This is a genomic window from Streptomyces sp. NPDC001515, assembly GCF_053597115.1.
Window position 1 is genome coordinate 131410 of sequence record NZ_JBSFHN010000007.1, and the last position, 26659, is coordinate 158068.

At 72.1% G+C, this 26659-nt stretch carries 26 protein-coding genes and 1 pseudogene; 17 read left to right on the plus strand and 10 right to left on the minus strand.

All coding sequences use genetic code 11. The features are described 5' to 3' along the window. Positions 1-54 precede the first annotated feature (54 nt). The 3 genes from ACWCXC_RS10470 to ACWCXC_RS10480 are packed head-to-tail and all read left to right on the plus strand — an operon-like array spanning position 55 to position 2456. Complete coding sequence (locus ACWCXC_RS10470; protein WP_450888004.1) at positions 55-885, plus strand: ABC transporter ATP-binding protein; 831 nt, start codon at positions 55-57, stop codon at positions 883-885. Then, positions 882-1643, plus strand: a complete 762-nt coding sequence (locus ACWCXC_RS10475) for an ABC transporter permease (protein WP_450888006.1) — start codon at positions 882-884, stop codon at positions 1641-1643. Before ACWCXC_RS10470 ends, ACWCXC_RS10475 begins: the two co-directional genes overlap by 4 nt. 15 nt (positions 1644-1658) lie before the next feature. After that, positions 1659-2456 (plus strand): MerR family transcriptional regulator, encoded by a 798-nt coding sequence (locus ACWCXC_RS10480; RefSeq protein ID WP_450888008.1) that lies wholly within the window; start codon positions 1659-1661, stop codon positions 2454-2456. Between the two features lie 51 nt (positions 2457-2507). Here the strand turns inward: ACWCXC_RS10480 and ACWCXC_RS10485 are convergent, their stop codons facing one another. Continuing rightward, positions 2508-3509 carry an ArsR/SmtB family transcription factor gene (locus ACWCXC_RS10485; RefSeq protein ID WP_450888010.1) on the minus strand — a complete coding sequence of 334 codons (1002 nt, stop codon included), beginning with the start codon at positions 3507-3509 and terminating at the stop codon, positions 2508-2510. A gap of 55 nt (positions 3510-3564) precedes the next feature. Between ACWCXC_RS10485 and ACWCXC_RS10490 the strand changes: the two genes are divergently transcribed. Continuing rightward, entirely contained in the window at positions 3565-4344 is a 780-nt protein-coding gene (locus ACWCXC_RS10490) for a class I SAM-dependent methyltransferase (RefSeq protein ID WP_450888012.1), read from the plus strand. Here the strand turns inward: ACWCXC_RS10490 and ACWCXC_RS10495 are convergent. Then, on the minus strand, positions 4308-4670 hold the full coding sequence (locus ACWCXC_RS10495; RefSeq protein WP_450888014.1) for a hypothetical protein: 363 nt from the start codon (positions 4668-4670) through the stop codon (positions 4308-4310). The two genes, ACWCXC_RS10490 and ACWCXC_RS10495, sit on opposite strands and share 37 nt — an antisense overlap. Before the next feature lie 248 nt (positions 4671-4918). Between ACWCXC_RS10495 and ACWCXC_RS10500 the strand changes: the two genes are divergently transcribed. Beyond that, complete coding sequence (locus ACWCXC_RS10500; protein WP_450888016.1) at positions 4919-5386, plus strand: DUF2871 domain-containing protein; 468 nt, start codon at positions 4919-4921, stop codon at positions 5384-5386. Positions 5387-5420: 34 nt separating this feature from the next. Here the strand turns inward: ACWCXC_RS10500 and ACWCXC_RS10505 are convergent, their stop codons facing one another. Continuing rightward, positions 5421-6386 carry an LLM class F420-dependent oxidoreductase gene (locus ACWCXC_RS10505; RefSeq protein ID WP_450888018.1) on the minus strand — a complete coding sequence of 322 codons (966 nt, stop codon included), beginning with the start codon at positions 6384-6386 and terminating at the stop codon, positions 5421-5423. 149 nt (positions 6387-6535) lie between these two features. Here ACWCXC_RS10505 and ACWCXC_RS10510 point away from each other — a divergent pair. From ACWCXC_RS10510 to ACWCXC_RS10525, 4 genes and pseudogenes are all read left to right on the plus strand, one after another. Next, positions 6536-6929: pseudogene (locus ACWCXC_RS10510) on the plus strand (VOC family protein). 252 nt (positions 6930-7181) lie between these two features. Beyond that, positions 7182-8660 (plus strand): aminotransferase class I/II-fold pyridoxal phosphate-dependent enzyme, encoded by a 1479-nt coding sequence (locus ACWCXC_RS10515; protein WP_450888020.1) that lies wholly within the window; start codon positions 7182-7184, stop codon positions 8658-8660. Between the two features lie 345 nt (positions 8661-9005). Continuing rightward, complete coding sequence (locus ACWCXC_RS10520; RefSeq protein WP_450686275.1) at positions 9006-9575, plus strand: DJ-1/PfpI/YhbO family deglycase/protease; 570 nt, start codon at positions 9006-9008, stop codon at positions 9573-9575. Between the two features lie 67 nt (positions 9576-9642). After that, entirely contained in the window at positions 9643-10734 is a 1092-nt protein-coding gene (locus tag ACWCXC_RS10525) for a glutamate--cysteine ligase (protein ID WP_450888022.1), read from the plus strand. Positions 10735-10776: 42 nt separating this feature from the next. On the opposite strand, the gene ACWCXC_RS10530 is transcribed toward ACWCXC_RS10525, so the two are convergent. The 3 genes from ACWCXC_RS10530 to ACWCXC_RS10540 form a co-directional block, all read right to left on the minus strand. Next, the gene (locus ACWCXC_RS10530; RefSeq protein WP_450686415.1) at positions 10777-11664 is read right to left on the minus strand and encodes an SDR family oxidoreductase; all 888 of its coding nucleotides are present in this window, start codon (positions 11662-11664) and stop codon (positions 10777-10779) included. Positions 11665-11784: 120 nt separating this feature from the next. Further along, complete coding sequence (locus tag ACWCXC_RS10535) at positions 11785-12234, minus strand: Asp23/Gls24 family envelope stress response protein (protein WP_450888024.1); 450 nt, start codon at positions 12232-12234, stop codon at positions 11785-11787. A gap of 156 nt (positions 12235-12390) precedes the next feature. Beyond that, positions 12391-13572 carry a PP2C family protein-serine/threonine phosphatase gene (locus ACWCXC_RS10540; protein ID WP_450686180.1) on the minus strand — a complete coding sequence of 394 codons (1182 nt, stop codon included), beginning with the start codon at positions 13570-13572 and terminating at the stop codon, positions 12391-12393. Positions 13573-13855: 283 nt separating this feature from the next. On the opposite strand from ACWCXC_RS10540, the gene ACWCXC_RS10545 reads away from it, so the two are divergent. From ACWCXC_RS10545 to ACWCXC_RS10560, 4 genes are read left to right on the plus strand one after another with little or no spacing between them, the layout of a single operon-like run. Beyond that, the gene (locus tag ACWCXC_RS10545) at positions 13856-15040 is read left to right on the plus strand and encodes an alcohol dehydrogenase catalytic domain-containing protein (protein WP_450686178.1); all 1185 of its coding nucleotides are present in this window, start codon (positions 13856-13858) and stop codon (positions 15038-15040) included. Positions 15041-15085: 45 nt separating this feature from the next. Then, positions 15086-16123, plus strand: a complete 1038-nt coding sequence (locus tag ACWCXC_RS10550; protein ID WP_450888027.1) for an NAD-dependent epimerase/dehydratase family protein — start codon at positions 15086-15088, stop codon at positions 16121-16123. After that, the gene (locus tag ACWCXC_RS10555; RefSeq protein WP_450686124.1) at positions 16123-16704 is read left to right on the plus strand and encodes an isochorismatase family cysteine hydrolase; all 582 of its coding nucleotides are present in this window, start codon (positions 16123-16125) and stop codon (positions 16702-16704) included. Before ACWCXC_RS10550 ends, ACWCXC_RS10555 begins: the two co-directional genes overlap by 1 nt. A gap of 46 nt (positions 16705-16750) precedes the next feature. Continuing rightward, on the plus strand, positions 16751-17419 hold the full coding sequence (locus tag ACWCXC_RS10560; RefSeq protein ID WP_450686125.1) for an HAD family hydrolase: 669 nt from the start codon (positions 16751-16753) through the stop codon (positions 17417-17419). A gap of 73 nt (positions 17420-17492) precedes the next feature. On the opposite strand, the gene ACWCXC_RS10565 is transcribed toward ACWCXC_RS10560, so the two are convergent. From ACWCXC_RS10565 to ACWCXC_RS10575, 3 genes are all read right to left on the minus strand, one after another. Further along, on the minus strand, positions 17493-17819 hold the full coding sequence (locus ACWCXC_RS10565; RefSeq protein ID WP_450686126.1) for a plasmid stabilization protein: 327 nt from the start codon (positions 17817-17819) through the stop codon (positions 17493-17495). Between the two features lie 231 nt (positions 17820-18050). Then, complete coding sequence (locus ACWCXC_RS10570; protein ID WP_450686127.1) at positions 18051-18836, minus strand: VOC family protein; 786 nt, start codon at positions 18834-18836, stop codon at positions 18051-18053. Between the two features lie 608 nt (positions 18837-19444). Then, positions 19445-21517 carry a catalase gene (locus tag ACWCXC_RS10575; RefSeq protein ID WP_450888030.1) on the minus strand — a complete coding sequence of 691 codons (2073 nt, stop codon included), beginning with the start codon at positions 21515-21517 and terminating at the stop codon, positions 19445-19447. Between the two features lie 458 nt (positions 21518-21975). Between ACWCXC_RS10575 and ACWCXC_RS10580 the strand changes: the two genes are divergently transcribed. The 4 genes from ACWCXC_RS10580 (at position 21976) to ACWCXC_RS10595 (ending at position 25863) form a co-directional block, all read left to right on the plus strand. Continuing rightward, the gene (locus tag ACWCXC_RS10580; RefSeq protein ID WP_450888032.1) at positions 21976-23784 is read left to right on the plus strand and encodes a thiamine pyrophosphate-requiring protein; all 1809 of its coding nucleotides are present in this window, start codon (positions 21976-21978) and stop codon (positions 23782-23784) included. A 200-nt stretch (positions 23785-23984) separates the two neighbouring features. Beyond that, positions 23985-24947 (plus strand): iron-containing redox enzyme family protein, encoded by a 963-nt coding sequence (locus ACWCXC_RS10585; RefSeq protein WP_450888034.1) that lies wholly within the window; start codon positions 23985-23987, stop codon positions 24945-24947. Positions 24948-24998: 51 nt separating this feature from the next. Further along, positions 24999-25679: a HemK2/MTQ2 family protein methyltransferase gene (locus tag ACWCXC_RS10590; RefSeq protein ID WP_450888036.1), complete on the plus strand. Its 681-nt coding sequence runs from the start codon at positions 24999-25001 to the stop codon at positions 25677-25679. Next, positions 25663-25863, plus strand: a complete 201-nt coding sequence (locus ACWCXC_RS10595; protein ID WP_450686282.1) for a CDGSH iron-sulfur domain-containing protein — start codon at positions 25663-25665, stop codon at positions 25861-25863. Before ACWCXC_RS10590 ends, ACWCXC_RS10595 begins: the two co-directional genes overlap by 17 nt. A 104-nt stretch (positions 25864-25967) precedes the next feature. Here ACWCXC_RS10595 and ACWCXC_RS10600 read toward each other — a convergent pair whose 3' ends face one another. Beyond that, entirely contained in the window at positions 25968-26573 is a 606-nt protein-coding gene (locus tag ACWCXC_RS10600) for a flavodoxin family protein (protein ID WP_450686281.1), read from the minus strand. Between the last annotated feature and the right edge of the window lie 86 nt (positions 26574-26659).

The window sequence follows — 26659 nt, forward strand, 5'->3', positions numbered from 1 at the left end:
GACGTCGTCCGGCAGCCGCCGGACGACATGGGGCACATGAAGGAGGGAACGGGTATGGAGGCACAATCGACCGCCGGTCCGGCGATCCGCGTACGCGGTCTGAAGAAGGCGTACGGAACGGTCGACGTGCTGCGCGGCGTCGATCTCGACGTGGAGCGCGGCACCGTCCTCGCCCTGCTGGGGTCCAACGGGGCGGGCAAGACGACCACGGTGCGGATCCTGGCGACGCTGCTGAAGCCCGACGCGGGGACCGTCGAGGTCAACGGCTTCGACGCCGTCGGGCAGCCGGCGCGGGTGCGGGCGTCGGTCAGTCTCACCGGACAGTTCGCCGCCGTCGACGGGATCCTGAGCGGCCGGGAGAACCTGGTGCTCGTCGCGCGGCTGCGGCACCTCGCGGACCCGGGCGCGGTGGCGGACGGGCTGCTCGGGCGCTTCTCGCTGACCGGGGCGGGGGCGCGGCGCGTGTCCACGTACTCGGGCGGGATGCGGCGCCGCCTCGATCTCGCGATGAGTCTGGTCGGGGACTCCCCGGTGATCTTCCTGGACGAGCCGACGGCCGGTCTCGACCCGGAGGCGCGCATCGAGGTGTGGGACGCGGTCAGGGAGCTGGCGGGCCGGGGGAAGACCGTTCTGCTGACGACACAGCATCTGGAGGAGGCCGAGCAGCTGGCCGACCGGATCGCCATCCTCCACCAGGGGCGGATCATCGTCGAGGACACCCTCGACGCGCTGAAACGGCTCTTCCCGCCCGCGGAGGTCGAGTACGTCGAGAAGCAGCCGAGCCTGGAGGAGGTCTTCCTCGCGGTGACCGGCTCCGGCCGGACCGGCACCGCCGGCACGACGCGGCCGACGGGCACGGGCACGACGGTGGGTGACCGACGATGACCTCGTACGTCCTCCGCGACACGGCCGCGCTCACCGGGCGGACGCTGCGCCATGTCACCCGCAGTGCGGACACCGTCGTCACCACGGTGATCACCCCGGTCGCCATGATGCTGATGTTCGTCTACGTGTTCGGCGGGGCCATCGACACCGGTCCGGTGCCGTACGTCTCCTACATGCTGCCGGGCATTCTGCTCATGACGGTCGCCTCCGGCGTCTCGTACACGGCGTTCCGGTTGTTCACCGATGTGAGCGGCGGGATCTTCGAACGGTTCCAGTCGATGCCGATCGCGCGGTCGGGGGTGCTGTGGGCCCATGTCCTCACGTCGATGGTCGCGAACCTGATCGCGCTCCTGCTGGTCCTGGGCGTGGCGCTGCTGATGGGGTTCCGCTCGCCGGCCGGTGCGGCCGGATGGCTCGGGGTGGCCGGGGTGCTGTTCCTGTTCACCCTGGCGCTGACCTGGCTGGCCGTGATCCCGGGGCTCTCGGCGTCCTCCGTCGAGGGTGCGGGGGCGTTCGCGTATCCGCTGATCTTCCTGCCGTTCGTCAGCTCGGCGTTCGTGCCCACGGGCACGATGCCCGGCCCGGTGCGCTGGTTCGCCGAGCACCAGCCGGTGACGTCGATCGTGGACACGCTCCGCTCCCTGCTGGCGGACCGGCCGGCCGGGACGGACCTCTGGGTCGCGCTCGGATGGTGCACGGGCATCCTGGTCGTGGCGTACGCGGGGGCGCTGGCCGCCTACCGCCGGAAGATCGTCTGAGGCAGGCTGGGTCACATGCTCACCATCAGCCGGCTCGCGGCGTACGCCGGAGTGACGGTCCGGGCGGTACGCCACTACCACAAGGTCGGGCTGCTGCCCGAGCCGGACCGCGACCGTTCCGGGTACCGCTCGTACGACGCCGCCGCCGTGGTCCGGCTGATCCGGATCCGCACCCTGGCCGACGCGGGCGTCCCGCTGGCCCGGGTCCAGGAACTCCTCGACGCGGACCCGGAGGGCTTCGCCCGGGGCGTGGAGGAGATCGACCGCCGGGTGCGGGCCGAGATCCGGCGGCTCGGCGACACCCGCCGCAGACTCGCCCGGCTCGCCGCCGGGGAGCAGCTGGCGCTCCCCCGGAGCGTCGTGGCGTATCTGGACCGGCTGCGGGGCCTCGGCGTCGGCGAGCGCTACATCGCGCTGGAGCGGGACGCCTGGATCATGATCGCGGCTCAGGTGCCGGAGATGATCGACGCGGTGATCGCCAAGAAGAACGAGGAGCTGGACGACCCCGACATGGTGCGGTTGTACGGCTACTTCACGGGGGATCCCGACCGCGACTGGACGCCCGGCGATCCGCGGATCGTGGAGATCGCGGACATCCTGGAGCGGCTGATGATCCGTGCCGTCCGGGCCGGCGAGGCGGGGCCGGACGGCTTCGACGACGCGTTCGTCGCCCTGATGGACTCGACGATGGTCGAGTCCGCGCCCGGCGCCGAACTGGTGCTGGACGTCCTCAGGGAGCGCGGCTGGAAGGGCTGGACCCGGATCGAGCAGGTGCCTCCGGGCCGGCTGCCGGACGGGCCGCCGGCGTCCTGAGCGGAAGGCGGCCGGGGCCGCTGCCCGCGCCGATGAGCCGCGTGCACGGAGTCACGCCGAGAGCCGGTCGCCGAGCGGGCTGCGCAGGTAGAGGACCTGGTGGCCCTGGCGGGCCCGGGTGACGAGTCCGGCGCGGTGCAGGACGCCGAGGTGCTGGCTGGCCGAGCCGGTGCTGATGCCGAGCAACCGGGCGATGCCGGTGGTGCTCGTCGGCTGGTCGAGTGCGGTGAGGACGCGGGCGCGGGTGCGGCCCAGCAGCTCGGCCAGGGCGGTGGGCGGGGCGTGCGTGTCGCGCTGCCAGACGGTGGCCGGCCCGCGCGCCGGGTACCAGATGCGGGGCGGCAGGGCGAGGTCGACGACGGTGACGGCGTGATCGCAGAAGAGCGACGGGGTGAAGGTCAGCCCGTGGCCGTCGGCGGTGATCTCGTGCCGCTCGGTGGGGAAGGCGTCCACTTCCAGGGTGCCGGTGCGCGGCGCCGGTCCGGTGCCGGGAGCGGTGGCGGTGCGCCACCGCAGACCGGGGTCGAGGCCGGCGAACAGCGCGGCGGCTCCCCCGTCGGCCAGCAGGCCGGCGCGGTGCACGACATCGGCGCGCAGCACCGCGTCCATGCGCGGCCACTGCGGTGCGACGACGAGGAGCCAGTACGTGTGAAGGGCGTCGGCGACGGCCTCCAGCAGGCCCTCGGGGTCGGTGTGCGCCCTGCTGAGGAGGGGGTGGACGGGGCGGCCGTCGGCGGCCTGTGCGATCTCGTGCGCGACGCGGTCGGCGGGCGTGGCGCGCAGGGCCGCGAACTCGTCGTCGATGTCCGTGGTCGGCGTCGGGGGGTGGGGCGTGAGGAAGTCCGGGATGAGCCGGGTCGGCCCGACGAGCGCCTGGAGGAGCGGCCAGTCGACGTGCCGGAGCAGCGGGGCGGACCGGCGGAGGAAGGGCTGGTGCGCGGCGTAGCGCACGGGGCTGCGCCAGGCGCGCAGGCTCTGGACCGTCTCCTGGAGGGGCGAGCAGGCGAAGCGGACGGAGGCCAGGCCGTCCACGTCCAGGCGGAGGAGCAACATTCGGCCCAGCCTAAATCTCTCGCCCGGGCGGTCCGCGCCCTGGTGGGATCCGGGCATGACCGCTTCTGCTTCCGGGTCCGCTCCGGACACCGCCGCCGTGTACGACCGCATCGGGCTGGGCTACCGGAAGGTCCGCCGCCCCGATGCACGGCTGACGGCCCTGATCCGCAGGGCCCTGGCCGGGGCGCGTACGGTCGTCAACGTCGGTGCCGGAACGGGCTCCTACGAGCCGGACGGCTTCGAGGTCACGGCGGTGGACCCGTCGCGGGTGATGCTGGACCAGCACCCGGGCCGCGACAAGGTCCTGGCGGCGGCGGAGGCCCTGCCGTTCGGGGACGGGGCGTTCGACGCGGCCATGGCGGTGATGACCGTGCACCACTGGTCCGATCCGTACCGGGGCCTGGCCGAGCTGCGGCGGGTCGCCGACCGTCGGCTCGTGTTCACCTGGGATCCGGAGCACAGCACCGAGTTGTGGCTGATCGAGGAGTACGTTCCCGAGATCCGGGACCTCGACCGCTCCCGTTTCGCCCCGCTCGCCGCGACGGCCGAGGCGCTGGGCGCGCACACGGTGGTGCCGTTCCCCGTCCCGCACGACTTCACCGACGGCTTCCAGTGCGCGTTCTGGAGGCGCCCGGAGTGCTATCTCGATCCGGTGATCCGGCGGGCGAGTTCGACGTTCGCCCAGTTGCCCGCGTCCGTGGTCGAACCGGCGATGGAGCGCCTGCGGGCGGACCTCGCCTCGGGGGCCTGGCACCGGCGCCACGCGGACCTGCTGACGCGGGAGTCCGTCGACTACGGCTACCGGCTGCTCGTCGCCGGGGACGGCGCGCCGTGATGAGCATCCGTGCCGCCGTCGCCTCCGTTGCGCGGCCGGGGCGCGGGCAGCACCTGTCCGAGGGCGATGAGGACGAGCCCGCCGAGCAGCAGGGTGTCGCCGGCGAGGAACCGTACCTCCCCCGAGATCCCGGGCAGGACGCCGAAGAAGAACAGGCTTTGCAGAACGAGGGACAGGCCGGTGCACAGCGCCCCGAATGCGTGCAGCCGGTGCCGCGTGACGTGGCGGCGCGCCGGGGGCAGGACCCATCCGGTCCGCAGCGTGACGATGCCCAGCGCAATCACCAGCAGGCCCAGCACCCCGCCGGTTCCCACGACCCATGCCATGACGCTTCTCCCCTCCCCGAACCACCCGGTCCGGAACGCGCGGGGCGTCCGGTCCGACATCGCGTTCATTGTCACCGGACACGTCGTTCCCGGCCATGCCGGGGTCCGGCAGTCTCCGCCCCCGGCCGGCTGCCGGTTCCGTACAAGCCGGGACGGTCTCGAACGCAGGTTCCATAAAAGCCGCGCGAAGATCGGCCCGGCACCGTTTGAATGGGCGCAACCACACAGGACCGACTGGGGGGCGCACCATGCGCAAGTCGTACTACGCGGCACATGTCTACATGATCGTGGGCGTGGTCTCGGGACTCTTCTACCGGGAGTTCACGAAGGCCAAGGACTTCCACGGAGACACGCAACTCGCGCTGATGCACACGCATCTGCTCGCGCTCGGCATGCTCGTCTTCCTGATCGTCCTCGGCCTCGACAAGGTCTTCCAGCTCTCCGGGACGCGCATGTTCACCGCGTTCTTCTGGCTCTACAACGCCGGACTGGCGCTCTCGACCGCGATGATGGGCGTCCACGGCATCCTGACCGTGCTCGGCCGCGACGAGGACCACATAGCGGAGGCGGTGCCGCTGACCGCCGGCCTCGGGCACATCGTGCTCACGGTCGGGCTCGTCCTGTTCTTCATCCTGCTCGGCAAGCGCGTCAACGCCCACGCGCAGCGCCCCGGTGCGACGGGCGAGCCGGAGAAGGACGCGGCGGCGGTGGCGTAGGCGGGCGGGACGGCGCGCGCACCGCGCGCCGTCCTCAGAGCGCGCGCAGCGCGGGCAGCAGTGTGTCCCGCGCCCAGTCGATGAACGGCCGCTGGTGGTCGCCGCCGATCTGGACGAGGGCGACCTCGGTGAATCCCGCGTCGGTGAAGGCCCGTACGGCCTCGGTGAATTCCCCGATGTCGTCGCCGCACGGGACGGACCGGGCGACGTCCTCGGGGGTGACGTACTGGGTGGCCTGGTCGAAGGCGGCGGGGCCCGGCAGTTCGGAGTTGACCTTCCAGCCGCCGACCGACCAGCGGAACTGGTCGTGGGCGCGCGCGACGGCCGCGTCGCGGTCGGGGTCGTAGCAGACGGGGAGCTGGCCCACCCGGGGCTTTCCGCCGCCGCCGTGCCGTTCGAAGTCGGTGAGCAGGTCCTCCTTCGGTTCGGTGGCGATGACGAGGTCCGCCAGCCGGCCGGCGATCTCGCAGGAGCGTTCGCCCGAGACGGCGACACCGACGGGCACGGGCACGTCCGGCAGGTCCCAGAGCTTGGCGTTGTCGACGGCGAAGTGGGTACCGCGGTGCGAGACGTATCCGCCCGCGAGGAGCGACTTGATGATCCCGACCGCTTCTTCGAGCTTGTCCAGGCGCACCCTGGCGTCGGGCCAGCCGGCGCCCACGATGTGCTCGTTGAGGTTCTCCCCCGATCCCAGGCCGAGCCGGAACCGGCCCTCGGACAGGAGTTGCAGGGTGGCGGCCTTCTGCGCCACGACGGCCGGGTGGTAGCGGGTCGTCGGGCAGGTCACGTACGTCATCAGCGGGATGCGTGACGTGGCGACGGCGGCCGCGCCGAGCACGCTCCACGCGTACGGGGCGTGTCCCTGTGAGGCCAGCCAGGGGAAGGAGTGGTCGGAGGTCACGGAGAAGTCGAAGCCGGCCCGCTCGGCCGCCACCACGTCGTCGACGAGGGCCCGCGGCCCCGCCTGTTCGGTCATCATCGTGTATCCGAATTGAGCCATATGAGAAGGTTGTCCGATCGCGGATGTACGAAACGTCCGGGTGAAAGGAAACCCGGAACGTGTTTCCACCGCGCCGGACGCGGAACCCGTGAAGGGACGCGCGCAGCACCGAGAAGCGCACACCCGCACCACCGAAAGCGAGAAACGCCATGCCTGTCGCGACGTACTGCCTGGTCGCCCTGGACTGCCCCGATCCCGAAGCGCTCGCGGGGTTCTACCAGGGCGTGCTGGGCGGCGAGGTGACGCGCGAGAACGAGGACTGGTACGACTTGCGCGTACCCGGAGGGCGCGCGCCTGGCCTTCCAGCGGGCTCCGGGGCACCGGCCCCCCGAATGGCCCCGGGCCGACGCGAACTCCCAGCAGGAACACCTCGACTTCACCGTCACGGACATGGAGGCGGCCCAGCGCGAGGTCCTGGCCCTGGGGGCGACACCGCTCGACGTGGACGACCGGGGCGGGGAGCGCGGATTCCGCGTCTTCGCGGACCCCGCCGGACACCCCTTCTGCCTCTGCCGCAGCACGTCCGGGGCCGACGCCGCGTAGGCGCGGCCCCGGGGCGGTCCCGGCGCCCGAGCGGGGCCGTATCCAGGTCTCCGCACACCGGGACGGTCACGGCACGCGGGGCTGCCCCGCCGCGCCTCCGTGGACGTTTCCGCAGGTGGACATGGGTACGGTCGGCGCGGTCGGGACAACCATGGGACCGTCGAAGGGGTATGGGGCACGTCCGGCGGCGGCGTCCGCCACCGGCCCCCGCCGGGCGCACGGTGACCAGGTGACCACGGGAAGGCGACAGGCATGCCGAACAAGCACGACGCAGCACCCGTCCTCGACGCACTGGCCGCCTACCGGCGCCGCGGGGAGCTGGCGTTCACTCCCCCGGGCCACAAGCAGGCCCGGGGCGCCGCACCGGAGGTCCGGGCGCTCCTCGGGGACGCCGTGTTCTTCGGGGACCTGCTGGCCAGTGGCGGCCTGGACGACCGGCGGACCCGCTCCGGGGTGCTGCGGCGCGCGGAGGAGCTGATGGCCGACGCCGTCCACGCGGACTTCGCCTTCTTCTCCACGTGCGGCAGTTCGCTGTCGGTCAAGGCCGCCATGCTCAGCGTCGCGGCGCACGGCCAGAAGCTCCTCGTGGGGCGGGACGCGCACAAATCCGTGGTCTCCGGGCTCATCCTGTCCGGCATCCGCCCCGTGTGGATCGAGCCGCGCTGGGACACGGAGCGGCATCTCGCGCACCCGCCGACCGCCGACGCGTACGACCGCGCGTTCGCCGAGCATCCGGACGCCCGGGGCGCGCTGATCACCAGCCCGACGCCCTACGGGGTGGCGGCGGACCTGCGGGCCGTGGCCGAGGTCTGCCACCGCCGCTCGCGCCCGCTCGTCGTCGACGAGGCGTGGGGAGCGCATCTGCCGTTCCATCCGGATCTGCCGACCTGGGCGATGGACGCCGGTGCCGATGTCTGCGTCACCAGCGTGCACAAGATGGGCAGCGGTCTGGAGCAGGGCTCGGTCTTCCATCTGCGGGGCAATCTGATCGACCACGACACGCTCGCCTCCCGGGCGGACCTGCTGGGGACGACCAGCCCGTCCGTCCTGCTGTACGCGGGCATCGACGGCTGGCGGCGCCAGATGGTCCTGGAGGGGCACACCCTGATGTCGCGCGCCCTCGCCCTGGCCGCTTCCGTACGCAAGGAGATCGAATCCATCGACGGCATGCACGTCAACGACGGTGCCGACTTCTGCGGTACGGAGGCCGGCTGCGAGTTCGATCCGCTGCCGGTCGTCATCGACATCCGGGACCTGGGGATCTCCGGGTATCTCGCCGCGGACTGGCTCCGCGAGCACCACCACATCGACGCACACCTGATGGACCACCGGCGCATCACCGCCCAGCTCACCCACGCCGACGACGCGGAGACGGCCGACCGCCTGCTCGCGGCGCTGCGGGATCTCGCCCACCGGGCGCCCTCTCTGCCGCGCGGCCCGGAGGTGGCCGTTCCCTCCCCGTCCGAGCTGCGCATGGAGCAGGCCCGGCTGCCGCGCGACGCCTACTTCACGCCCACCGAGGACGTCCCGGTGGAGCGGGCGGCCGGGCGGATCGCCGCGGAGATGATCACCCCCTATCCCCCGGGCATTCCCGTCGTCCTGCCCGGGGAACGGCTCACCGAGCCCGTGCTCCACTACCTGCTGACCGGTCTCGCGGCCGGCATGAACCTGCCCGACCCCGCCGACCCGAAGCTGCGCACCGTCAGGGTCTGTGCCGACGAGCGGGGGTGACGCCCCGTCTCATGGGGTGCCCTCGGGCGGGCGTGTCACCGCTCGCGTACGCCGAGCCGGTGCGCGGCGGCCTCGACGGTCTGCGCGAGGAGGGCGGCGATCGTCATCCGTACGCGAGTGGCGTCACGGCCCGCTCATCACCCCAGAGGAACCGTCGTGTCGCGGGGCGGGATCGCGGTCCGCACGGTCCCGTTGCGTACCGGCCGGCGGCCTCCCCGCCGTGGCGCGGTGATATTCCGGGCGGTTGCCCCGTTCGCCCGTGCGGCAGAGAGTGGAGGGGAGGGACAAGGGCTCGCCCCGGTGTCGGCCGGAGCGGCCGGAACACCTCCATCGAAAGGAGCCCGTATGAGCACCGACGACGTGAGCAAACGGAAAGTGCTGGTGATCGTCACCAACTACGGTGTCGAGCAGGACGAGCTTGTCGTCCCCCAGCAGCATCTGGAGGGCTGGGGCGCGCAGGTGACGCTGGCCGCCGTGTCCATGGACGAGATCCGGACCCTGGTGGGCGACGAGAAACCCGGCAGAACGGTCCGGCCGACACTGACGCTGAGCGAGGCGGACCCGGAGGGCTACGATCTACTGCTGATCCCCGGCGGCACCCTGAACGCCGACGCGTTGCGCCAGCAGTCGGACGCCGTGCGCATCGTCCGCTCCTTCACCTCGTCGGGCCGTCCGGTCGCCGCGATCTGCCACGGGCCGTGGGCCCTGGTCGAGGCGGACGTCGTGTCGGACAAGAAGCTGACGTCCTACCCGTCGTTGAAGACGGACATCCGCAACGCGGGAGGCGACTGGGCCGATGCGGCGGTCGTCACGGACGACGAGAACGGCTGGCGTCTGATCACCTCGCGCACCCCCAAGGACCTGGACGACTTCCTGCGGGCGGTGGACGCCGCCCTCACGGTGGACACCCCGTGAGAACGAACGCGCCCCGGACCCCCTGACCGCCCGCCCGCCCCCGCACACTGCCGCCGGAGGGAACGCCATGGTACGGACGGTCGGTGTGGAGGAGGAGCTGCTGCTCGTCGATCCGCGCACCGGGGAGCCCCAGGCGCGGTCGACGGCCGTCCTGGCCGTCGCGGAGCGCCGCTCGGAGGGGCCGTCGGCCTTCGAGGCGGAACTGCAGCACGAGCAGTTGGAGTTCGCCACGACCCCGCACACGCGGATGCGGGACCTCGCGCAGGAGATCCGCCGCACACGGACCGAGGCCGCCGAGAGCGCGGGGGCCGCCGGTGCCGCCGTCGTCGCGCTCGCGACCGCGCCCGTGCTCGTGCAGCCCTCACTGGGCGACGGGGAACGGCACACCTGGCTGGCCGACCGGTTCGGTGAGACCACCCAGGAGCAACTGACCTGCGGATGCCACGTGCACGTCTCGGTGGAGTCGGACGAGGAAGGCGTCGGCGTCCTGGACCGGGTGCGCGTATGGCTTCCGGTCCTGCTGGCGCTGAGCGCGAACTCGCCGTTCTGGCAGGGTCGCGACACCTCGTACGACAGCTACCGCAGCAGGGTGTGGGGGCGTTGGCCGTCGGCCGGGCCCGTCGAGGTGTTCGGGACGGCGCGGCGCTACCACGACCAGGTGCGGGCGCTCATGGAGACGGAGGTGCTGCGCGACCCGGGGATGCTGTACTTCGACGCGCGGCTCTCGCAGCGCTATCCGACGGTCGAGGTCAGGGTCGCGGACGTCTGCCTGGACGCCGACGACACCGTGCTCCTGGCCACGCTGGTGCGCGGCCTGGTCGAGACCGCTGCCCGCGCGTGGCGCGCGGGCGATCCGCCGGACGGCACCGGGGTGAGCCTGCTGCGCATGGCGGCGTGGCAGGCGGCCCGTTCCGGGCTGGACGGCGATCTGCTCCACCCAGCCACCATGCGGCCGGAACCCGCCCGTGCCGTCCTGGACGCCCTGCTCGCCCACACCGCCGAGGCCCTGGAGGACTTCGGCGACCACCGGGCCGCCGAGAAGGCGCTCACGGCCGTACGCGAGCGGGGAACGGGGGCGCGCACCCAGCGCGAGGTGTTCGCGCGCACCGGCGGTCTGGGCTCGATGGTGGCCGAATGCGTGAGCCTGACCCAGGGTTGATCCCGGCGCCCCGTGCGCCGGGATCAACCGTGTGCCTCCGGCTCAGGGAAGCGGCGTGCCGCCGGTCGCGTTCACGATCTCTCCGGTCAGGTAGCTCGCCTGCTCGGAGGCGAGGAACACGTAGGCCGGGGCCATCTCGGCGGGCTGCGCGGGGCGGCCGAGCGGACTCTGCTTGCCGAACTCCTTGGTGTCGGGCAGGGTCGCCGGGATCAGGGGCGTCCAAACGGGGCCCGGGGCGACGGCGTTGACGCGGATCCCGTCGGAGGCCAGCATCTGCGCGAGTCCCTGGGTGAAGGTGACGATGGCCCCCTTGGTCATGGCGTAGTCGAGCAGGTGGGGGCTGGGCCGGTAGGCCTGGACGGACGCCGTGTTGATGATCGAGCCGCCGGCCGGGATGTGCGGCAGGGCCGTCTTGCAGAGCCAGAACATCCCGTACAGGTTGGTCCGCACGACCCGGTCGAACTGCTCCGTGGAGATGGCGGAGATGCCGTCGGGCTGTGCCATCTGGTACGCGGCGTTGTTCACCAGCACGTCGACGCGGCCGAACTCCTCGACGGCGCGGCCGATCAGGGCGCGGCACTGCTTCTCGTCGCGGATGTCGCAGGTCTCGGTCAGGGCCTGCCGGCCGGCTCCCTCGATCAGGCGCGCGGTCTCGCGCGCCTCGTCCCGCTCGGCGTCGAGGTGGGTGATCAGGACGTCCGCGCCCTCACGGGCGAAGGCGAGGGCGACGGCGCGGCCGATGCCCGAATCGCCGCCGGTCACCACGGTTTTGCGGTTCAGCAGGAGACCGTGGCCCCGGTAGGAGTCCTCTCCGTGGTCGGGCGGCGGGTCCATGGGCCCGGTCCAGCCGGGGTGTTCCTGGCTCTGCTCCGGGAAGTCGGGACGGGGGAAGCGGTCGGTGGGGTCGGGTGCGGACGCGGAGTCGGTCATGGGACGGGCCTCCTTGCGCGGGGTGACGTGGCCGCCCGTGCGGTACGCCCCCGCACCGACGCGGGGCGCGGACGCTCCGGGGCAGTCCGGTGCCCGCGCGGTCCGCGCGGGCACGGGTGTTCACTGGACGCGGGACCGTTGCTCGGTCTCGTCGTCACCGTCGGAGTCGTCGCCCGGAACGTGGACGTCGAGCACCCGTATGTTGATCTCGACGACTTCGAGTCCCGTCATCGTCTCCACGGCGTCGGTCACCCGGAGCCGGATGTTCTTCGCGGTGTCGATGATGGAGACGCCGTACTCCACGACGATGTCGACGTCCACGGCCGTCTGCTTCTCGCCGACCTCCACCTTGACGCCGCGGCTGGCGTCGCTGGAGCGCGACACCTTGTCCTTCACGGCCCCCAAGGCCCGCGTGGCGCTGCCGCCGAGCGAATAGACGCCGTCGGTCTCGCGTACGGCGATGCCCGCGATCGTCGCGACCACCGAGTCCGCGATGGTGGTGGTCCCCCGGGGACCGCCGTCCGATCCTTCCGTACCCAGTGCTGTTCCGCCGAGCGTTGCGTTCGTCATGAGTGCCTCACACAGAGTTCTCCGGGAGGGGCGGATCGGGGCCGTCGCGGCTTCGTCGGCGCCGGCCCGTGCCCTCTCCCACGGTCCTCCGGATCGCGGGCGCCCGCCATTCGGGTGGCGGTGCGCGGGCCCTGTTTCACTCGGCGTGAGGGACGTTCACCGTTGCGGGCGTTTCCACTCGAACATCAGGATGGTCGCGTCGTCCCGCAGGCCAGTGCTCTCCGACTCCAGGAGGGAGTGGATGAGCCGGCGCAGCGTCTCGGGCGCCAGTTCTCCGCTCGCGGCGGCGCGCACGACGTAGTCGACGAAGCGTTCGAGACCGAATTCCGTTCCGTTGCGCATGCGGGACTCCGTCGCCCCGTCCGTGTACATGAGCACGCGGTCCCCCGGCTCCAGGGCGATCCGGTGGACCTGGCGCCGGCCGGGCACGAGGGGCGAGGGAAAGCCCATCGGCGGGTCCGCGTCCTTCTCCATCGCGTGCGGGACGAGCGCCTGGCCGCGGATGAGCAGCGGTGCGGGGTGGCCGCAGTTGGTCCAGAGCAGCAGGCCGGAGGAAACGTCCAGTTGGGCCAGGACACCCGTGCAGAACTGGTCGGGGAGCCAGCGTGACAGGGCCGCGTCGACGTCTTCGACGAGCTGGGGGAGATCGGCGCCGACGCGCCGCGCGTTGCGGCAGGCGGCCAGGGTGACCGAGGTGGCGAGACCGGAGGTCAGATCGTGGCCCATGGAATCGAGGATGCAGGTGTGCAGCGTCGTGCCGGTCAGCGCGTGGTCGAAGCCGTCGCCGGCGATCTCGTAGGCGGGTTCGAGCACGGCGGTCGAGACGACGTCGGGGGTGCCGATGGTGCGGGGCGGCAGGAACGCGCGGAGCAGTTCGGTGGGCAGTTGCATGGTGTCCGTGCGGGTCCTGCGGACGAACGAGTCCTTGTAGTGCCGCTTCGAGGTGATCATCATCGCAAGCAGGGAGGCGAGGGCCCGCGCGCGGCGCAGCAGCACGGCGTCCAGGGCCGGTGCGTGCACGGCCACCACGCCGAGGCGTTCGGCTCCGTCCAGCAGCGGCAGCCACGCCGTCAGGCCGTTGTCGCCCGATTCCTCCACCCGCAGGGATTCGGTGCGGTAGGCCCAGCCAGGGAGCGAGGCGTCGATGTCCAGGGCCGGTCCCTGCCCCGTCAGGGGCACCAGCAGACGCTGCTGCAGATCCGTGAGGTGGACCACCGACTGCTGGAGCCCGAGGGCCTGGGTGCAGCGCTCCACGGCGGTGGCCATGTCGAGGGCGGCGTTGTGGGGGTCGGCCAGGAAGGAACCCAGCAGGTCGTCGCCGATCGCCTGCGCCGTCATCCGAACCTTCCGCTCCACGCCGTTCTCCCCCTCCAGAGCAGTCTGGCCCCCGACCGTGCGGTACGCGCGGTGGGACGGCGCGTACGCGTGGCCGCCGGTCCTCGGCAGGCCGCGCACAGGACGGTGGCGGACGACAGGAGGAGTATGGACAGGGAGGGGCATAACGATGCCTTCCGGACATGGGCCCACGGGGCCGGGGGCCCGTACGGGCGGGGCCGGGGCGGCACGGCGCACGGCCGGCCGCGTACATCCGACAACGCACCACGCACGGAGGAGATGACCCATGCGCGCACTGACCTGGCACGGCAGGCGGGACGTCCGCGTCGAGACCGTTCCCGATCCGGTCATCGAGGATCCGCACGACATCATCATCGACGTCACCTCGACCGGTATCTGCGGATCGGATCTGCATCTGTACGAAGTGCTCGGCCCCTATCTCGACGCGGGGGACATCCTGGGGCACGAGGCGATGGGGATCGTCGAGGAGACCGGCTCGGAGGTGACCGCCCTGGCCCGAGGTGACCGGGTGGTGGTCCCGTTCAACGTCTCCTGCGGCACCTGCTTCATGTGCGACCAGGGACTGCACTCGCAGTGCGAGACCACCCAGGTCACGGAGTTCGGCACCGGGGCCTCGCTGTTCGGCTACACGAAGCTCTACGGTCAGGTGCCCGGCGGGCAGGCGGAGTTCATGCGCGTCCCGTTCGGTGACACCCTGCCCGTCAAGGTCCCCGAGGGGCCGGAGGACGACCGCTACGTCTATCTGTCGGACGTCCTGCCGACCGCCTGGCAGGCCGTCGAGTACGCCTCGGTGCCGCCCGGGGGCAGCGTCACGGTCCTCGGTCTCGGACCGATCGGCGACATGGCCGCCAGGATCGCGCTGCACCGGGGCGCCGGGCTCGTCATCGGCGTCGACCTCGTCCCCGAGCGGCTGGCGCGGGCGGCGGCGCGCGGCATCCAGGTGATGGACCTGGGCCGGTACGGGAAGGACCTGCCGCAGGCGATCCGCGACCTCACCGACGGCCGGGGCACGGACGCGGTCATCGACGCCGTCGGCATGGAGGCCCACGGCGCGCCGCTCGGCAGGGCGGGCCAGTGGGCCACCGGGCTCCTCCCGGACGCGGCGGCCCGCAAGGTGATGGAGCGGGCCGGGGTCGACCGGCTGACCGCGTTCCTCACGGCGATCGACGTGGTGCGGCGCGGTGGCACGATCTCCGTCTCCGGCGTCTACGGCGGCGCCGTGGACCCGCTGCCGCTGCTCACCCTGTTCGACAAGCAGATCCAGCTGCGGATGGGGCAGGCGAACGTCAGGCGGTGGATCCCCGACCTGCTTCCGCTGCTCGGCGACGACGATCCGCTCGGCGTGGACGGGTTCGCCACCCACCATCTGCCGCTGGAGGACGCGCCGCAGGCGTACGCCGCCTTCCAGGCGAAGGCCGACGGCATGGTCAAGACCCTGCTGCGGCCCTGAACCGCGCGGAACGGTCGGGGGAAGCGGACAACGGAAGGAATCACGGTGAACGCATCGCATCGGCTGCGCGTCGTCGTCACGGGCGCGACCGGCAACGTGGGCACGAGCCTCGTCCGGGCCCTGTCCCGCGACCCGGACGTGGGGTCGGTCCTCGGACTGGCCCGGCGGCTGCCCGACCTCACGCTGCCCGGTGTCGCCTGGCACCGGACGGACCTCTCCCGGCCCGACAGCGAGCGGGAGCTCGGGGGCCTGCTGGCCGGCGCGGACGCCGTCGTCCATCTGGCCTGGCGCTTCCAGCCGACCCACGACCCCGTCATCACCTGGCGCAGCAACGTCGAGGGATCGATGCGGGTCTTCGACGCCGTGAGCGCGGCGGGGGTGCCGGCCCTGGTGCACGCCTCGTCCGTGGGCGCGTACTCGCCCGGGCCCAAACAGGAGCCGGGCGTGGACGAGCTCTGGCCGACCCATGGCTGGCCGGACGCCGCGTACTGCCGGGAGAAGGCGTATCTGGAGCGGGTCCTGGACTCCTTCGAGCTGCGCAATCCGGGGATCCGGGTGGTGCGCATGAGGCCGGGCTTCCTCTTCAAGGAGACCTCCGCGTCCGAACAGCGCCGCATCTTCGGCGGCACGCACCTGCCGGGGATACTGATCCGCCCCGATCTGCTGCCCCTCGTACCGGATCTGGACGGGCTGAGGTTCCAGGTGCTGCACACGGACGACGCGGCCGAGGCGTACCGGCTCGCGGTGACGGGCGACGCCCGGGGCCCCTTCAACCTCGCCGCCGACACCGTCACCGACGCCCGCGCGCTCGGTGAACTCCTCGACGCGCGCGTGGTGCGCGCACCGGTCCCGGTGGTGCGGGCCGCCCTGGCCACGGCCTGGCACGCCCGCGCGGTCCCCGCCTCGCCCCATCTCTTCGACGCCGTGCTGCGCCTGCCCGTCATGGACTGCACCCGGGCGCGCGAGGTCCTGGGCTGGCGCCCGCGCCACTCGGCGTCCGAGGCGCTGACCGCGTTCCTGAGCGGGGTCGTCCGAGGACGCGGTGAGCCCACCGCCCCGATGGCCGGCAGCCGGTGGTCCTGATGTCCGACCGGGCGGAGCCCTCTCGGGACGAGCGGCTGCGGGCGAAGTCCCGTACGGCGCTGGTCGTCATCGACATGATCAATCCGTACGACCACGAGGACGCCGAGCAGTTGCTGCGCTCGGCCGAGCGGGCCGTGCCCGTCATCGCCCGGATGCTGGAGGCGGCCCGGAGCGGCGGGACGCGGGTCGTCTACGCCAACGACAACTTCGGCGACTGGCGCTCCCACCACGGGGAGATCGTCGAGGCGGCCCTGGCCGGCGCCCGTCCCGATCTGGTCGAACCGCTGCGCCCCGACGAGCGGTCGCTCTTCGTCGTCAAGGCCCGGCACTCGATCTTCTACGAGACGCCGCTGCCGTACCTGCTCCACCAACTGGGCATCGACCATCTCGTCCTGACCGGCCAGGTGACGGAGCAGTGCATCCTCTACTCCGCGCTCGACGCCCACATCCGGCACCTGGACCTGACGATCCCCCGGGACGGGGTGGCCCACATCCACGAGGACCTGGCCGAGGCCGCGCTGCGGATGGCGGAGCGGAACATGGGTGCCCGGGTCTGCGCTGCCGAGGACATCGCGCTGTGACGCCGGCCGCGACACCCACACCTACCCCGACACCGGAAGGACGTTCATGACACGCGCCGCTCTGTTCGACGTCGACGGGACCCTCGTCGACACCAACTACCTGCACGCGACCACCTGGTGGGAGGCGTTCCGCCAGGCCGGGCACACGGTGGCGACGCCCGCGATCCACCAGGCGATCGGTCTGGGCTCCGACGACCTCGTCGGCCATCTCCTGGGCCCCGGACGGGACAGGGAGCAGGACGCCCGGATCAGCGCCGCGCACTCCACGCTGTACGCGACGTACGTCGACCGGCTGTCCCCGCATGACGGCGCGGCGGAGCTGCTGCGCGCCCTCGCGGAACGCGGGTGGACGGTCGTCCTCGCGACCTCGGCGTCCGGACCCGAACTCGCGGCCCTGCGCCGGGCGCTCGACGCGGACGACGTCATCTCCGGCACGGCCGGCGCGGACGACGTGGAGAACGGGAAGCCCGCCCCGGACCAGATCCACCACGCGCGGGAGATCGCGGGCGCCGCCTGCGAGGAGACCGTGTACATCGGGGACTCCGTCTGGGACATGAAGGCCGCCACCGGGGCATCCGTGGCAGCCGTGGGCCTGCTCTCGGGCGGCATCCCCCGGGCGGACCTGGAGGCGGCCGGAGCCATGGAGATCCACGACTCCCCGGCCGGCCTCCTGGCCCGTCTCGACTCCGGAGTCATCGGGCGGATGCACCCCTGAATCCGCGCGGCCCCCGCGGCCCGGCTGCGTTCCCCGGGAGCCCGTCGGAACGCCGCCGCGCATCGGGGGTGCCTCAGCCCCCGACCGCCTTGCGGAGCTGCTCCTTGTTCATCGTGGAACGGCCCTCGATGTTCTTCTTCTTCGCCTCTTCGTAGAGCTGGTCCTTGGTTCGGCCCTGGGCGCCCTTGTGCGAGCGCTCGCCGCCGCGCTGGGACGCGGACTTGAGGTCGCGCGTGGACGTCCTGCTCGCGGTCTTCGACTCCCCCGCGCGGGCGCGTTCCTTGTTGACGGTGCGGGCGGCGATCTCCTTGGCGCGCTTCTCCGACTCGCCGCGGCTCTTCGCGCTGTCCTTCACATGCTCGTACTGACGCTCGCGCTTGCGGTTCGATCCTGCCGGCATGACGGTGACCTCCTGGTCGCTCTCGTTGATGCCCGGTCATGTGTCCGGGTGCCCGGTTTCTGTGGTCCGCCCCCGGTTTCGGCGGAACCGTCTCCGCAACATCGCACCGCCGGTGCGGGCCCGCTCACCGGGCCGTGCGCTCGGGTGACGGGCGGGAGAGGGGGCGGGTGGGGAGGGACGTACGCGGAGCGCACCGCCGTGAGCGGGGGCACTCCGGGCTCCCTACGGCCCTCATGGTCCGCGGTGGACGAGGGTGAAGAGTCCGCCGTCGGGGTCGAGCAGGGTGCGACTGAACCCCTCGGGCGCCCAGGACTCCGCCGTGGGCCGGGGTCTGCTCCCGCCGGCCGACAGGGCCGTCACCATGGCGCGTTCCACGTCCTCCACGGCGAAGGTCACCAGCCAGCGGGACCGCAGCCGGGGATCCGGGGAGACCTGGGTGCCGCTGTCACGCAGGCACAGGGCGGAATGCTTTCCGTGCCCGACCCGGATGCGGTCGTTCTCGTAAGCGACGCTGACGTCCTCGTCCTCGCCCCAGCCGAAGACCTCTCCGTAGAACACCGCCGCCTCGAACGCGTTGGGTGTCCGCAGATCGAGCCGGACGAGGGCGTCGCCGCCCAGGGCCCAGCACGGTGCGGGCCCCTGCCAGTAGCCGAAGGCCGCGCCGTCGCGGTCGGCGGCCAGACAGGCCCGGCCCCGGCCGAGGGACACCGGCCCGACGGCGACGGTGGCGCCGCGTTCCTGGACGCGTGCCGTGGTGGCGTCCGCATCAAAGACCGCGAAGTAGGGCGTCCATTCCGGTGCCGGCGCGAGCCCCGGGCGACGCACGCCGATGCCCGCCACGGGCCTGTCGTCGGCGACGGCGGTGAGGAACCCCTTCCCGAGGGCGCTGGACTCGAAGGTCCAGCCGAGGACCGCCTCGTAGAAGGCCCGGGTGGCCCGGAGGTCGTCGACCATGAGATTGACCCAGCAGGGCATGCCCGGGACCGGGACCTCGGCGTGCGTCCCGTGAGGGGACATGGGGTGCCTTCCGTCGCTTGTCGTTCGTCCGCCAGCGTGCCTCCCCTCTCCACACGGGGCAACTCGCGCGGAGAGGTCGCGGACGGGGAACCGAGAGCGAGGCCGTACCGGGCTCCCGCGTCGGCCAGGCGCCTGCCGTGCTCGTCCGACCATCCGAGGAGAAGGCGGGCGACATGCCGGACCTCGTGCTCCGCGCCGTGGCGTACGGCCGCCTCGGCCGGCGGTGCCGCCGCGTTTGGCCCTGCCGTACGGATTGAACGCCCGGTACGCCGTCTCGGCCACGGAGGCACCGGTCACGAGGTCCTTGCTGTACGTCTCGCACATAGCCGGGTCCGCCCAGGCGAAGTCCACCACGTAGAGCCGCTCGGTGAGAGCGGCGTAGGAAAGGCTGGTGCAGTCACAGGGGCGGCCCGCGCTGCACCGCTTCCACGCCTCGAAGGCTGGACTCGGGGTCCCGCCAGGCGATCGGCGGCGCTCCGTCCTTGGCGCGGAAGTCCCTCCCGGCCGCGCAGTCCAGGAAGATGTCCGGATCGGTCCGTGCCTCGCCGGGTGGCTCGACCGCCTTGTCCGAATCGATGTGCCCGGCCCGGTGAGGGCCGGGCCCCTCCTCAGACGAGTTCCGGCCTCCCCCAGTGCCGGTGCGCGGCGACGGCCGAGGCGAACGCGGTGGCGAAGCCGCCGTCGCCGCCGGCCGCGGTCACCACGCCGAGGTTGTCGACCGGTCCGCGCTCCTCGGACGCCGGACGGTCCGTCACGGTGCCGGGCAGCAGTTCGGCGAGCGCGGTCATGCCGCCCCCGTAGCCGCCGACGGGCTTGGCGTGGCGGTAGGCGTTGCGTACGAAGCGGCGCACGGCGTCCTCGGTGAACTGGGCGCCGTCGGGCAGGAGCACGGCGTCGTAGAGGACGGCCGCCACGGTCGGCAGCGCCCGGTCGACCTCCAGCGTGCCGCCCTGGCTGGTGGCGACGGTCCCGTCCTGCGGGGCCAGGAGTTCGACGATCGCTCCGTCGGCGGTCAGCGGACCCCTGACCGCTTCGATCTGCGTCGCGTCGACCCCGTCCGTCACGAGCACGGCGATCTGCCGGGAGAGGATGGAGCCGTCGCCCCGCAGGTTCTCCAGGCTCAGCGCCGGGGACGGATCGGGCTCGGGAGTCGAGGACGCCTCGGGGGCGGGGACGCCGACGCCCTCGGCGACGGCGCGCGCGAGTGCGGTGTCCACCCGGCCCAGTTGGGCCACGGCACGGGCCCGGACGTCCTTGGCCGTCACCTTGCCCAGTTCGAAGCGGAACGCGTCGACGATGTGCTGCCGCTCCCAGTCGGCCATGCTGCGCCAGAAGAGGGCGGCCTGCAGGTAGTGGTTCTCGAAGCTGGGGCTGCGCCGGCGGATCGTGGCTCCCTCCACCCGCTCGGTGAGGTGGCGGTAGGCACCGGACTCGACGTCCGCGAGGACCGGGCAGCCGGCGCCCAGGGTGTTGGGGGTGTAGTTCGTTCCGGTGTGGATCTGTTCCTGGTGGAAGCCGTCGCGCTGGTTGTTGCGTACGGGGACGACGGGGCGGTTGACCGGGATGTGGGCGAAGTTGGGGCCGCCGAGCCGCAGCAGTTGCGTGTCGAGGTAGGAGAAGTTCCGCACCTGGAGCAGGGGGTCGTTGGTGAAGTCGATCCCCGGGACGACGTTGGCGGTGTGGAAGGCGACCTGTTCGGTCTCCGCGAAGAAGTTGTCGGGGTTGCGGTCGAGGACCATCCGGCCGATGGGCCGGACGGGGACGATCTCCTCGGGCACGATCTTCGTCGCGTCGAGGAGGTCGAAGTCGAAGGAGTGCTCGTCCTTCTCGGGGATGAGCTGGACACCCAGCTCCCATTCGGGGTACTGGCCGGCCTCGATGGCGTCCCAGAGGTCACGCCGGTTGAAGTCGGGGTCGCGCCCCTGGACCTCCTGTGCCTCGTCCCAGACCAGGGAGTGCACGCCCAGCTTCGGTGTCCAGTGGAACTTCACGAACGTGCCGCGCCCCTCCGCGTCCACGAAGCGGAAGGTGTGGACCCCGAAGCCCTGCATCATGCGGTAGCTGCGCGGGATCGCCCGGTCCGACATCAGCCACATGATCGTGTGCAGCGTTTCGGGCTGGAGGGAGACGAAGTCCCAGAGCGTGTCGTGGGCGGAGGCGCCGGTGGGGATCTCGTTGTGGGGCTCGGGCTTCACCGCGTGCACGAAGTCCGGGAACTTGATGCCGTCCTGGATGAAGAACACCGGGAAGTTGTTGCCGACCAGGTCGTAGTTGCCCTCGCTCGTGTAGAACTTCGTCGCGAAGCCCCGCACGTCGCGGACCGTGTCCGCCGAACCGCGCGGGCCCTGCACGGTGGAGAACCGGACGAACACCGGTGTGCGCACGCCCGGGTCCTGGAGGAAGGCCGCCCGGGTGAACTCCGCGCACGACGCGTAGGGCTCGAAGAACCCGTACGCTCCGGCTCCCCGGGCGTGCACGACCCGCTCCGGGATGCGCTCGTGGTCGAAGCGGGTGATCTTCTCGCGGAGATGGAAGTCCTCCAGAAGCGTCGGGCCCCGGTCACCGACGGTCAGCGCGTCGTCGGTGTGCTCGACGGCGACCCCCTGGTCCGTGGTCATCGCCCCCTCGGCCGGGTCGGGGGCCCGGACGCTGTCGCGCTGGATCTGCTTGCCGTCGGTCATCGACTTCTCCCGTGCTGATGAACGCTCGTACCGGTCCGCCGGGCAGGCAGCGGCTGCCGGATCCGTCTCCCATGCGGGTAACCGATGCCCACGGGCGGAAACACGGTCCGCGCGCTCCTCCCTCCAACAGCCCCGGCAATCGTTGCGGCGACAGGGCCATTGGGCCCGCGTGCGCCGGGCGCCGCACGTTTCGTGACGTTCGGCGCCCGTCCTGTGAGCGCCCGGGGCACGGGAGGCGGGACGGCACGGTCACTGATTGGCTGGAGTGAGGGGTCGTCCGCCGAGAGAACCGTCCCGGAACCGCTCCGTGCGGTCCGGGACGAGGCACGTTTCGGCGCCGGTACGCGTGGCACGCGCTCCATGGACGGACCGGACGTCCGCCCGGCCCCTCGCCGGGCGGCCCCGGGAGAGCCCCGGAGACCCCGGACGCAGGACACACACGACAGGAGGCCCGCCTCATGAAGGTGTCGGACTACGTTCTCGAACGGCTGCGCGCATGGCAGGTGGACCATGTCTTCGCCTACCCGGGCGACGGCATCAACGGCCTGCTCGCCGCCTGGGGGCGCGCGGACGACGATCCCGCGTTCATCCAGGCCCGTCACGAGGAGATGGCCGCCTTCCAGGCGGTGGGGTACGCCAAGTTCTCCGGCAAGGTGGGGGTGTGCGCGGCCACGTCGGGACCCGGCGCCATCCATCTGCTCAACGGGCTCTACGACGCCAAGCTCGACCACGTGCCCGTGGTGGCCCTCGTCGGTCAGACGAACCGCAGCGCGATGGGGGGGTCGTACCAGCAGGAGGTCGATCTGCTGAGTCTGTACAAGGACGTGGCGGCGGAGTACTGCGAGATGGTGACCGTGCCCGAGCAGCTGCCCAACGTCATCGACCGGGCGATGCGCACCGCGTACGCCGGACGCACGGTGACGGCGGTCATCATTCCGGCCGACGTTCAGGAGCTGGACTACACCCCGCCCACCCACGCCTTCAAGATGGTGCCCTCCAGTCTGGGGATGGCTCGCTCGACCGCCGTGCCCGCCGCCGAGGACATCGCGCACGCCGCCGAGGTGCTGAACGCCGGCGAGCGGGTGGCCGTCCTCGTCGGGCAGGGTGCCCGGCAGGCACGGACCGAGGTCGGCGAACTCGCCGATCTCCTGGGCGCGGGCGTCGCCAAGGCACTGCTGGGCAAGGACGTGCTCTCCGACGAACTGCCCTGGGTGACGGGCTCGATCGGCCTCCTGGGCACCCGCCCCTCGTACGAACTCATGCGGGACTGCGACACCTTGCTGGTGGTGGGGTCGAGCTTCCCGTACACGCAGTTCCTTCCCGAGCTGGACCAGGCGCGGGCGGTGCAGATCGACATCGATCCGCGCATGATCGGGCTGAGGTACCCCTTCGAGGTGAACCTGGTCGGGGACGCCAAGGAGACCCTGAAGGCGCTCCTCCCGATGCTGAAACGGAAGAAGCACGGCGCCTGGCGCAAGAAGATCGAGAAGAACACCGCCCGCTGGTGGGAGGTGATGGAACGGCGTGCGGCCGTGGCGGCCGACCCGGTTAATCCGGAGTACGTGGTCCATACGCTCGACGCCCTGCTGCCGGACGACATCATGATCTCCGCCGACTCCGGTTCCGGAGCCAACTGGTACGCGCGCCACCTCCGGCTGCGCGGGCGGATGCGCGGCTCGCTCTCCGGCACCCTGGCCACCATGGGACCGGGGGTTCCCTACGCGATCGGCGCCAAGTTCGCCCATCCCGACCGGCCCGCGCTGGCCCTGGTGGGCGACGGCGCGATGCAGATGAACAACATGGCGGAGCTGATCACGGTCGCCAAGTACTGGACCCGGTGGGAGGATCCGCGGCTGATCGTCGCGGTGCTCAACAACCGGGACCTGAACCAGGTCACCTGGGAGATGCGCGCCATGTCGGGGGCGCCCCAGTTCCTTCCCTCGCAGTCCCTTCCCGACATCCGGTACGGCGACTTCGCACATCTGGTCGGGCTGGCCGGCACCCGCGTGGAGAAGCCCGAGGACGTCGAGGACGCCTGGCGCCGGGCGCTCGGCGCCGACCGCCCCTTCGTCATCGACTTCGTCACCGATCCGGCCGTCCCGCCGATCCCGCCGCACGCCACCAAGGAGCAGGCCGAGGCGATGGTCGCCGCCGTCGCCAAGGGCGACAGCGACCGCGCGCACCTGGTCAAGCAGGGTCTCAAGACGAAGGTGCAGGAGCTGCTGCCCGGACACCACCGGCACGACGGCTCCCCGGGGACCGGGTGACCGCAGGACGGCCCGGTCCGCTCGCGGCGGGTCCGCGCGTCGGCGCCGCGCCGTGGACGGTGGCGCCGTACGGCCCGCTCGTGCCGGACGCCGCGGCGCGGACGCCGCGGATGCGGGAACGCCCGTTCACGGGGAGCATCGGAGGTGGCAGTACGCCTCACGACGGGCCCGTGCGGGCCCAGTACGGAGGGAAGCGCGGGATGCCCGGAACCAGCACGGCGCCACTGTTGCCCCGGCCCAGGGGTGAGCTTTCGGCAGCGGTGACACAGGCCCTGCGGGAGGGCTCGGCACCGGCCGGCCCCCTTCGGGTGGACGCGGCCGATCCGTACGGTGACGATCTGCACCTGGCCCTGTACACCTGCTACGAACTCCACTACCGGGGCTTCCGGGACGTCGATCCGGAGCGCGAATGGGATGTCGCGCTGCTGTCCCTGCGGGCGGCTCTGGAGGACCGCTTCCTCACCGCCCTGCGGCGCGACGTCCCCGCCCCGGAACCCTTGGACGACGTGCTGGCGGACCTCCTGGTGCAGCCCGTCCACTCCGACGGGGTCCCCCACTTCCTCGCGCGGCGAGGCACGTTGGAACAGGTGCGGGAGTACGCCCGGCAGCGTTCGCTGTACCACCTCAAGGAGGCCGACCCGCACGCCTGGGTGCTGCCCCGGCTGAGCGGCCGGGCCAAGGCGGCGATGGCCGCCGTGGAGTTCGACGAGTTCGGCGGCGGCCGGGCGGAGCGCGTGCACGCCCGGTTGTTCGCGGACCTGATGGCGGACCTCGGCCTGGACACCGGATACGGGCACTTTCTGGACGACGGATTCGCCGAGATGCTGGCGCTGGTCAACGCCATGTCGCTGTTCGGGCTGCACCGGAGCATGCGCGGCGCGCTGGTCGGCCATTTCGCGGCCGTCGAGATCACGTCCTCGCCCGCGTCCCGGCAGCTCGCCCGCGCCATGGCCCGCACGGGGGCGGGAGCGGCCGCGCAATTCTTCTACGACGAGCACGTCGAGGCCGACGCGGTGCACGAACAGGTCGTGCGCAAGGAAGTCATCGGCGGACTGCTCGACGACGCGCCCGAACTGGAACCGGACGTCGCGTTCGGCGTCGCCGCCACGTCCTTCCTCGAAGACCGCCTCGGCCGACGCCTCCTCGACCGGTGGGCGGCCTGACGGGCCCGGTCACGGACCCGCAGGTGCCCCATGCCCGAAGGAGAAGACCGCATGGTTGCCGTCACGGACGCACGACCGTATTCGCAGCCCTTCCTCGTCACCCCTCCCGGGGTCTACGCACCGCAGAGCGACACCCAACTGCTGCTGGCGGCGCTCGAACGGGAACGCACCGGCCCGGACACCTCCGTGCTGGACATCGGTACGGGCAGCGGCGCCCTCGCCGTGCGCGCCGCGCAGCTCGGCTGCGAGGTGACGGCCGTGGACATCGCGCTCCGCGCCGTCGTCACGGCCCGGCTCAACGCGCTGCTGCACCGCCGTCGCATCACGGCGCACCGCAGCGACCTGACGTCCGCCGTCGGCACGCGCGCCTATGACCTCGTCCTGTGCAATCCGCCCTATGTCCCCGCCCCGGGCGTCCCGCTGCGCGGCGCCGCGCGGGCCTGGGACGCGGGCGTCGACGGCCGGGCCCTCATCGACCGACTCTGCACGGGCGTGCCGTCCGTGCTGCGGCGCGGCGGCGTCCTGCTGATCGTGCACTCCGGGCTCTGCGACGCCGACGCCACGTTGGACCGGCTCGGCCGCGCGGGGCTGGACGCGAGGGTCAGCAGCCGGGTCCGCGTCCCCTTCGGCCCGGTACTGCGCTCCCGCCTTCCCTGGCTGCGCGAGCGCCGGCTGATGCGCGCCGACGAGACGAGCGAGGAACTGGTGGTCATCCGTGCCGAACGCCCCTGACTCCCCGTGCCGCGTCACGCTGACCGCGCGGGGCCCCCTCCTTGTCGAGGGACCGGTGGAGGTCACCGCACCGGACGGCTCGGTGCACACCTCCGACCGTTTCGTGGTCGCCCTCTGCACCTGCCGGCGCAGCGCCATCTATCCCTGGTGCGACACCAGCCACCGCGCCCGCACGCGCACATGACCATCGCCGGTCCGCGTGGAGGGCTGTGCGCACGATGACCCGCCCGACCTCGCGCTGCGGGAGGAGAGCCACCGGAAGGCAGGCGGAGGGCGGCCGGGCGGTGTCTAGGAACTCGGCGGGTACGGAGAGCCGGTGAGCACACCCGCGAGGTGGGCGGCGTTGACGGCCAGGGTCCGGGTCGTGGCCGCGACGGCGTCGGGCGTGGTGTCGAGGTCCTGGTAGTCGGTACCGTGCTGGGCCTCGCCGACCCAGTAGGTCACGGCGCCGGGGGCGAGGGTGAAGCCCAGGTCGTTGAGACCCTGGAACAGATCGGCACTCACCTTGTGCGCGCCGTCCTCGTTGCCGACGACCGCTACGGCCGCGACCTTGCCGTAGGGCAGTTGGCGGCCCGCGTCATCGGTTTCGGAGATGTCGGCGTTGAGCCGCTCCAGGACGCGCTGGCACACGCTCGAAGGGTGCCCGAGCCAGATGGGCGTGGCCAGGACGAGGATGTCGGCGTCGAGTACCTTCTTCCGGAGTCCGGGCCAGGCGTCTCCGCCGCCCATGTCCTGGGCCACCCCCGGCTTCACCTCGTGGTCGACCACCCGTACGGTCTCCCCCTCCACTCCGAGCCGGGACAGCTCGGCCATGATCTGGTTGGCCAGCAGATGGCTGCTGGAGTCCTTCGGGGACGGGGACAGGGTGCAGACGAGTGCGAGTGCGCGTGTCACGTGTACCAACTCCTTGTCGATCCGTGCGCCCGGCGGCCACGTCGGCCCGGGGCGCCGGCGCGGGCCGCGGAGGGGCGGCCGCGCCG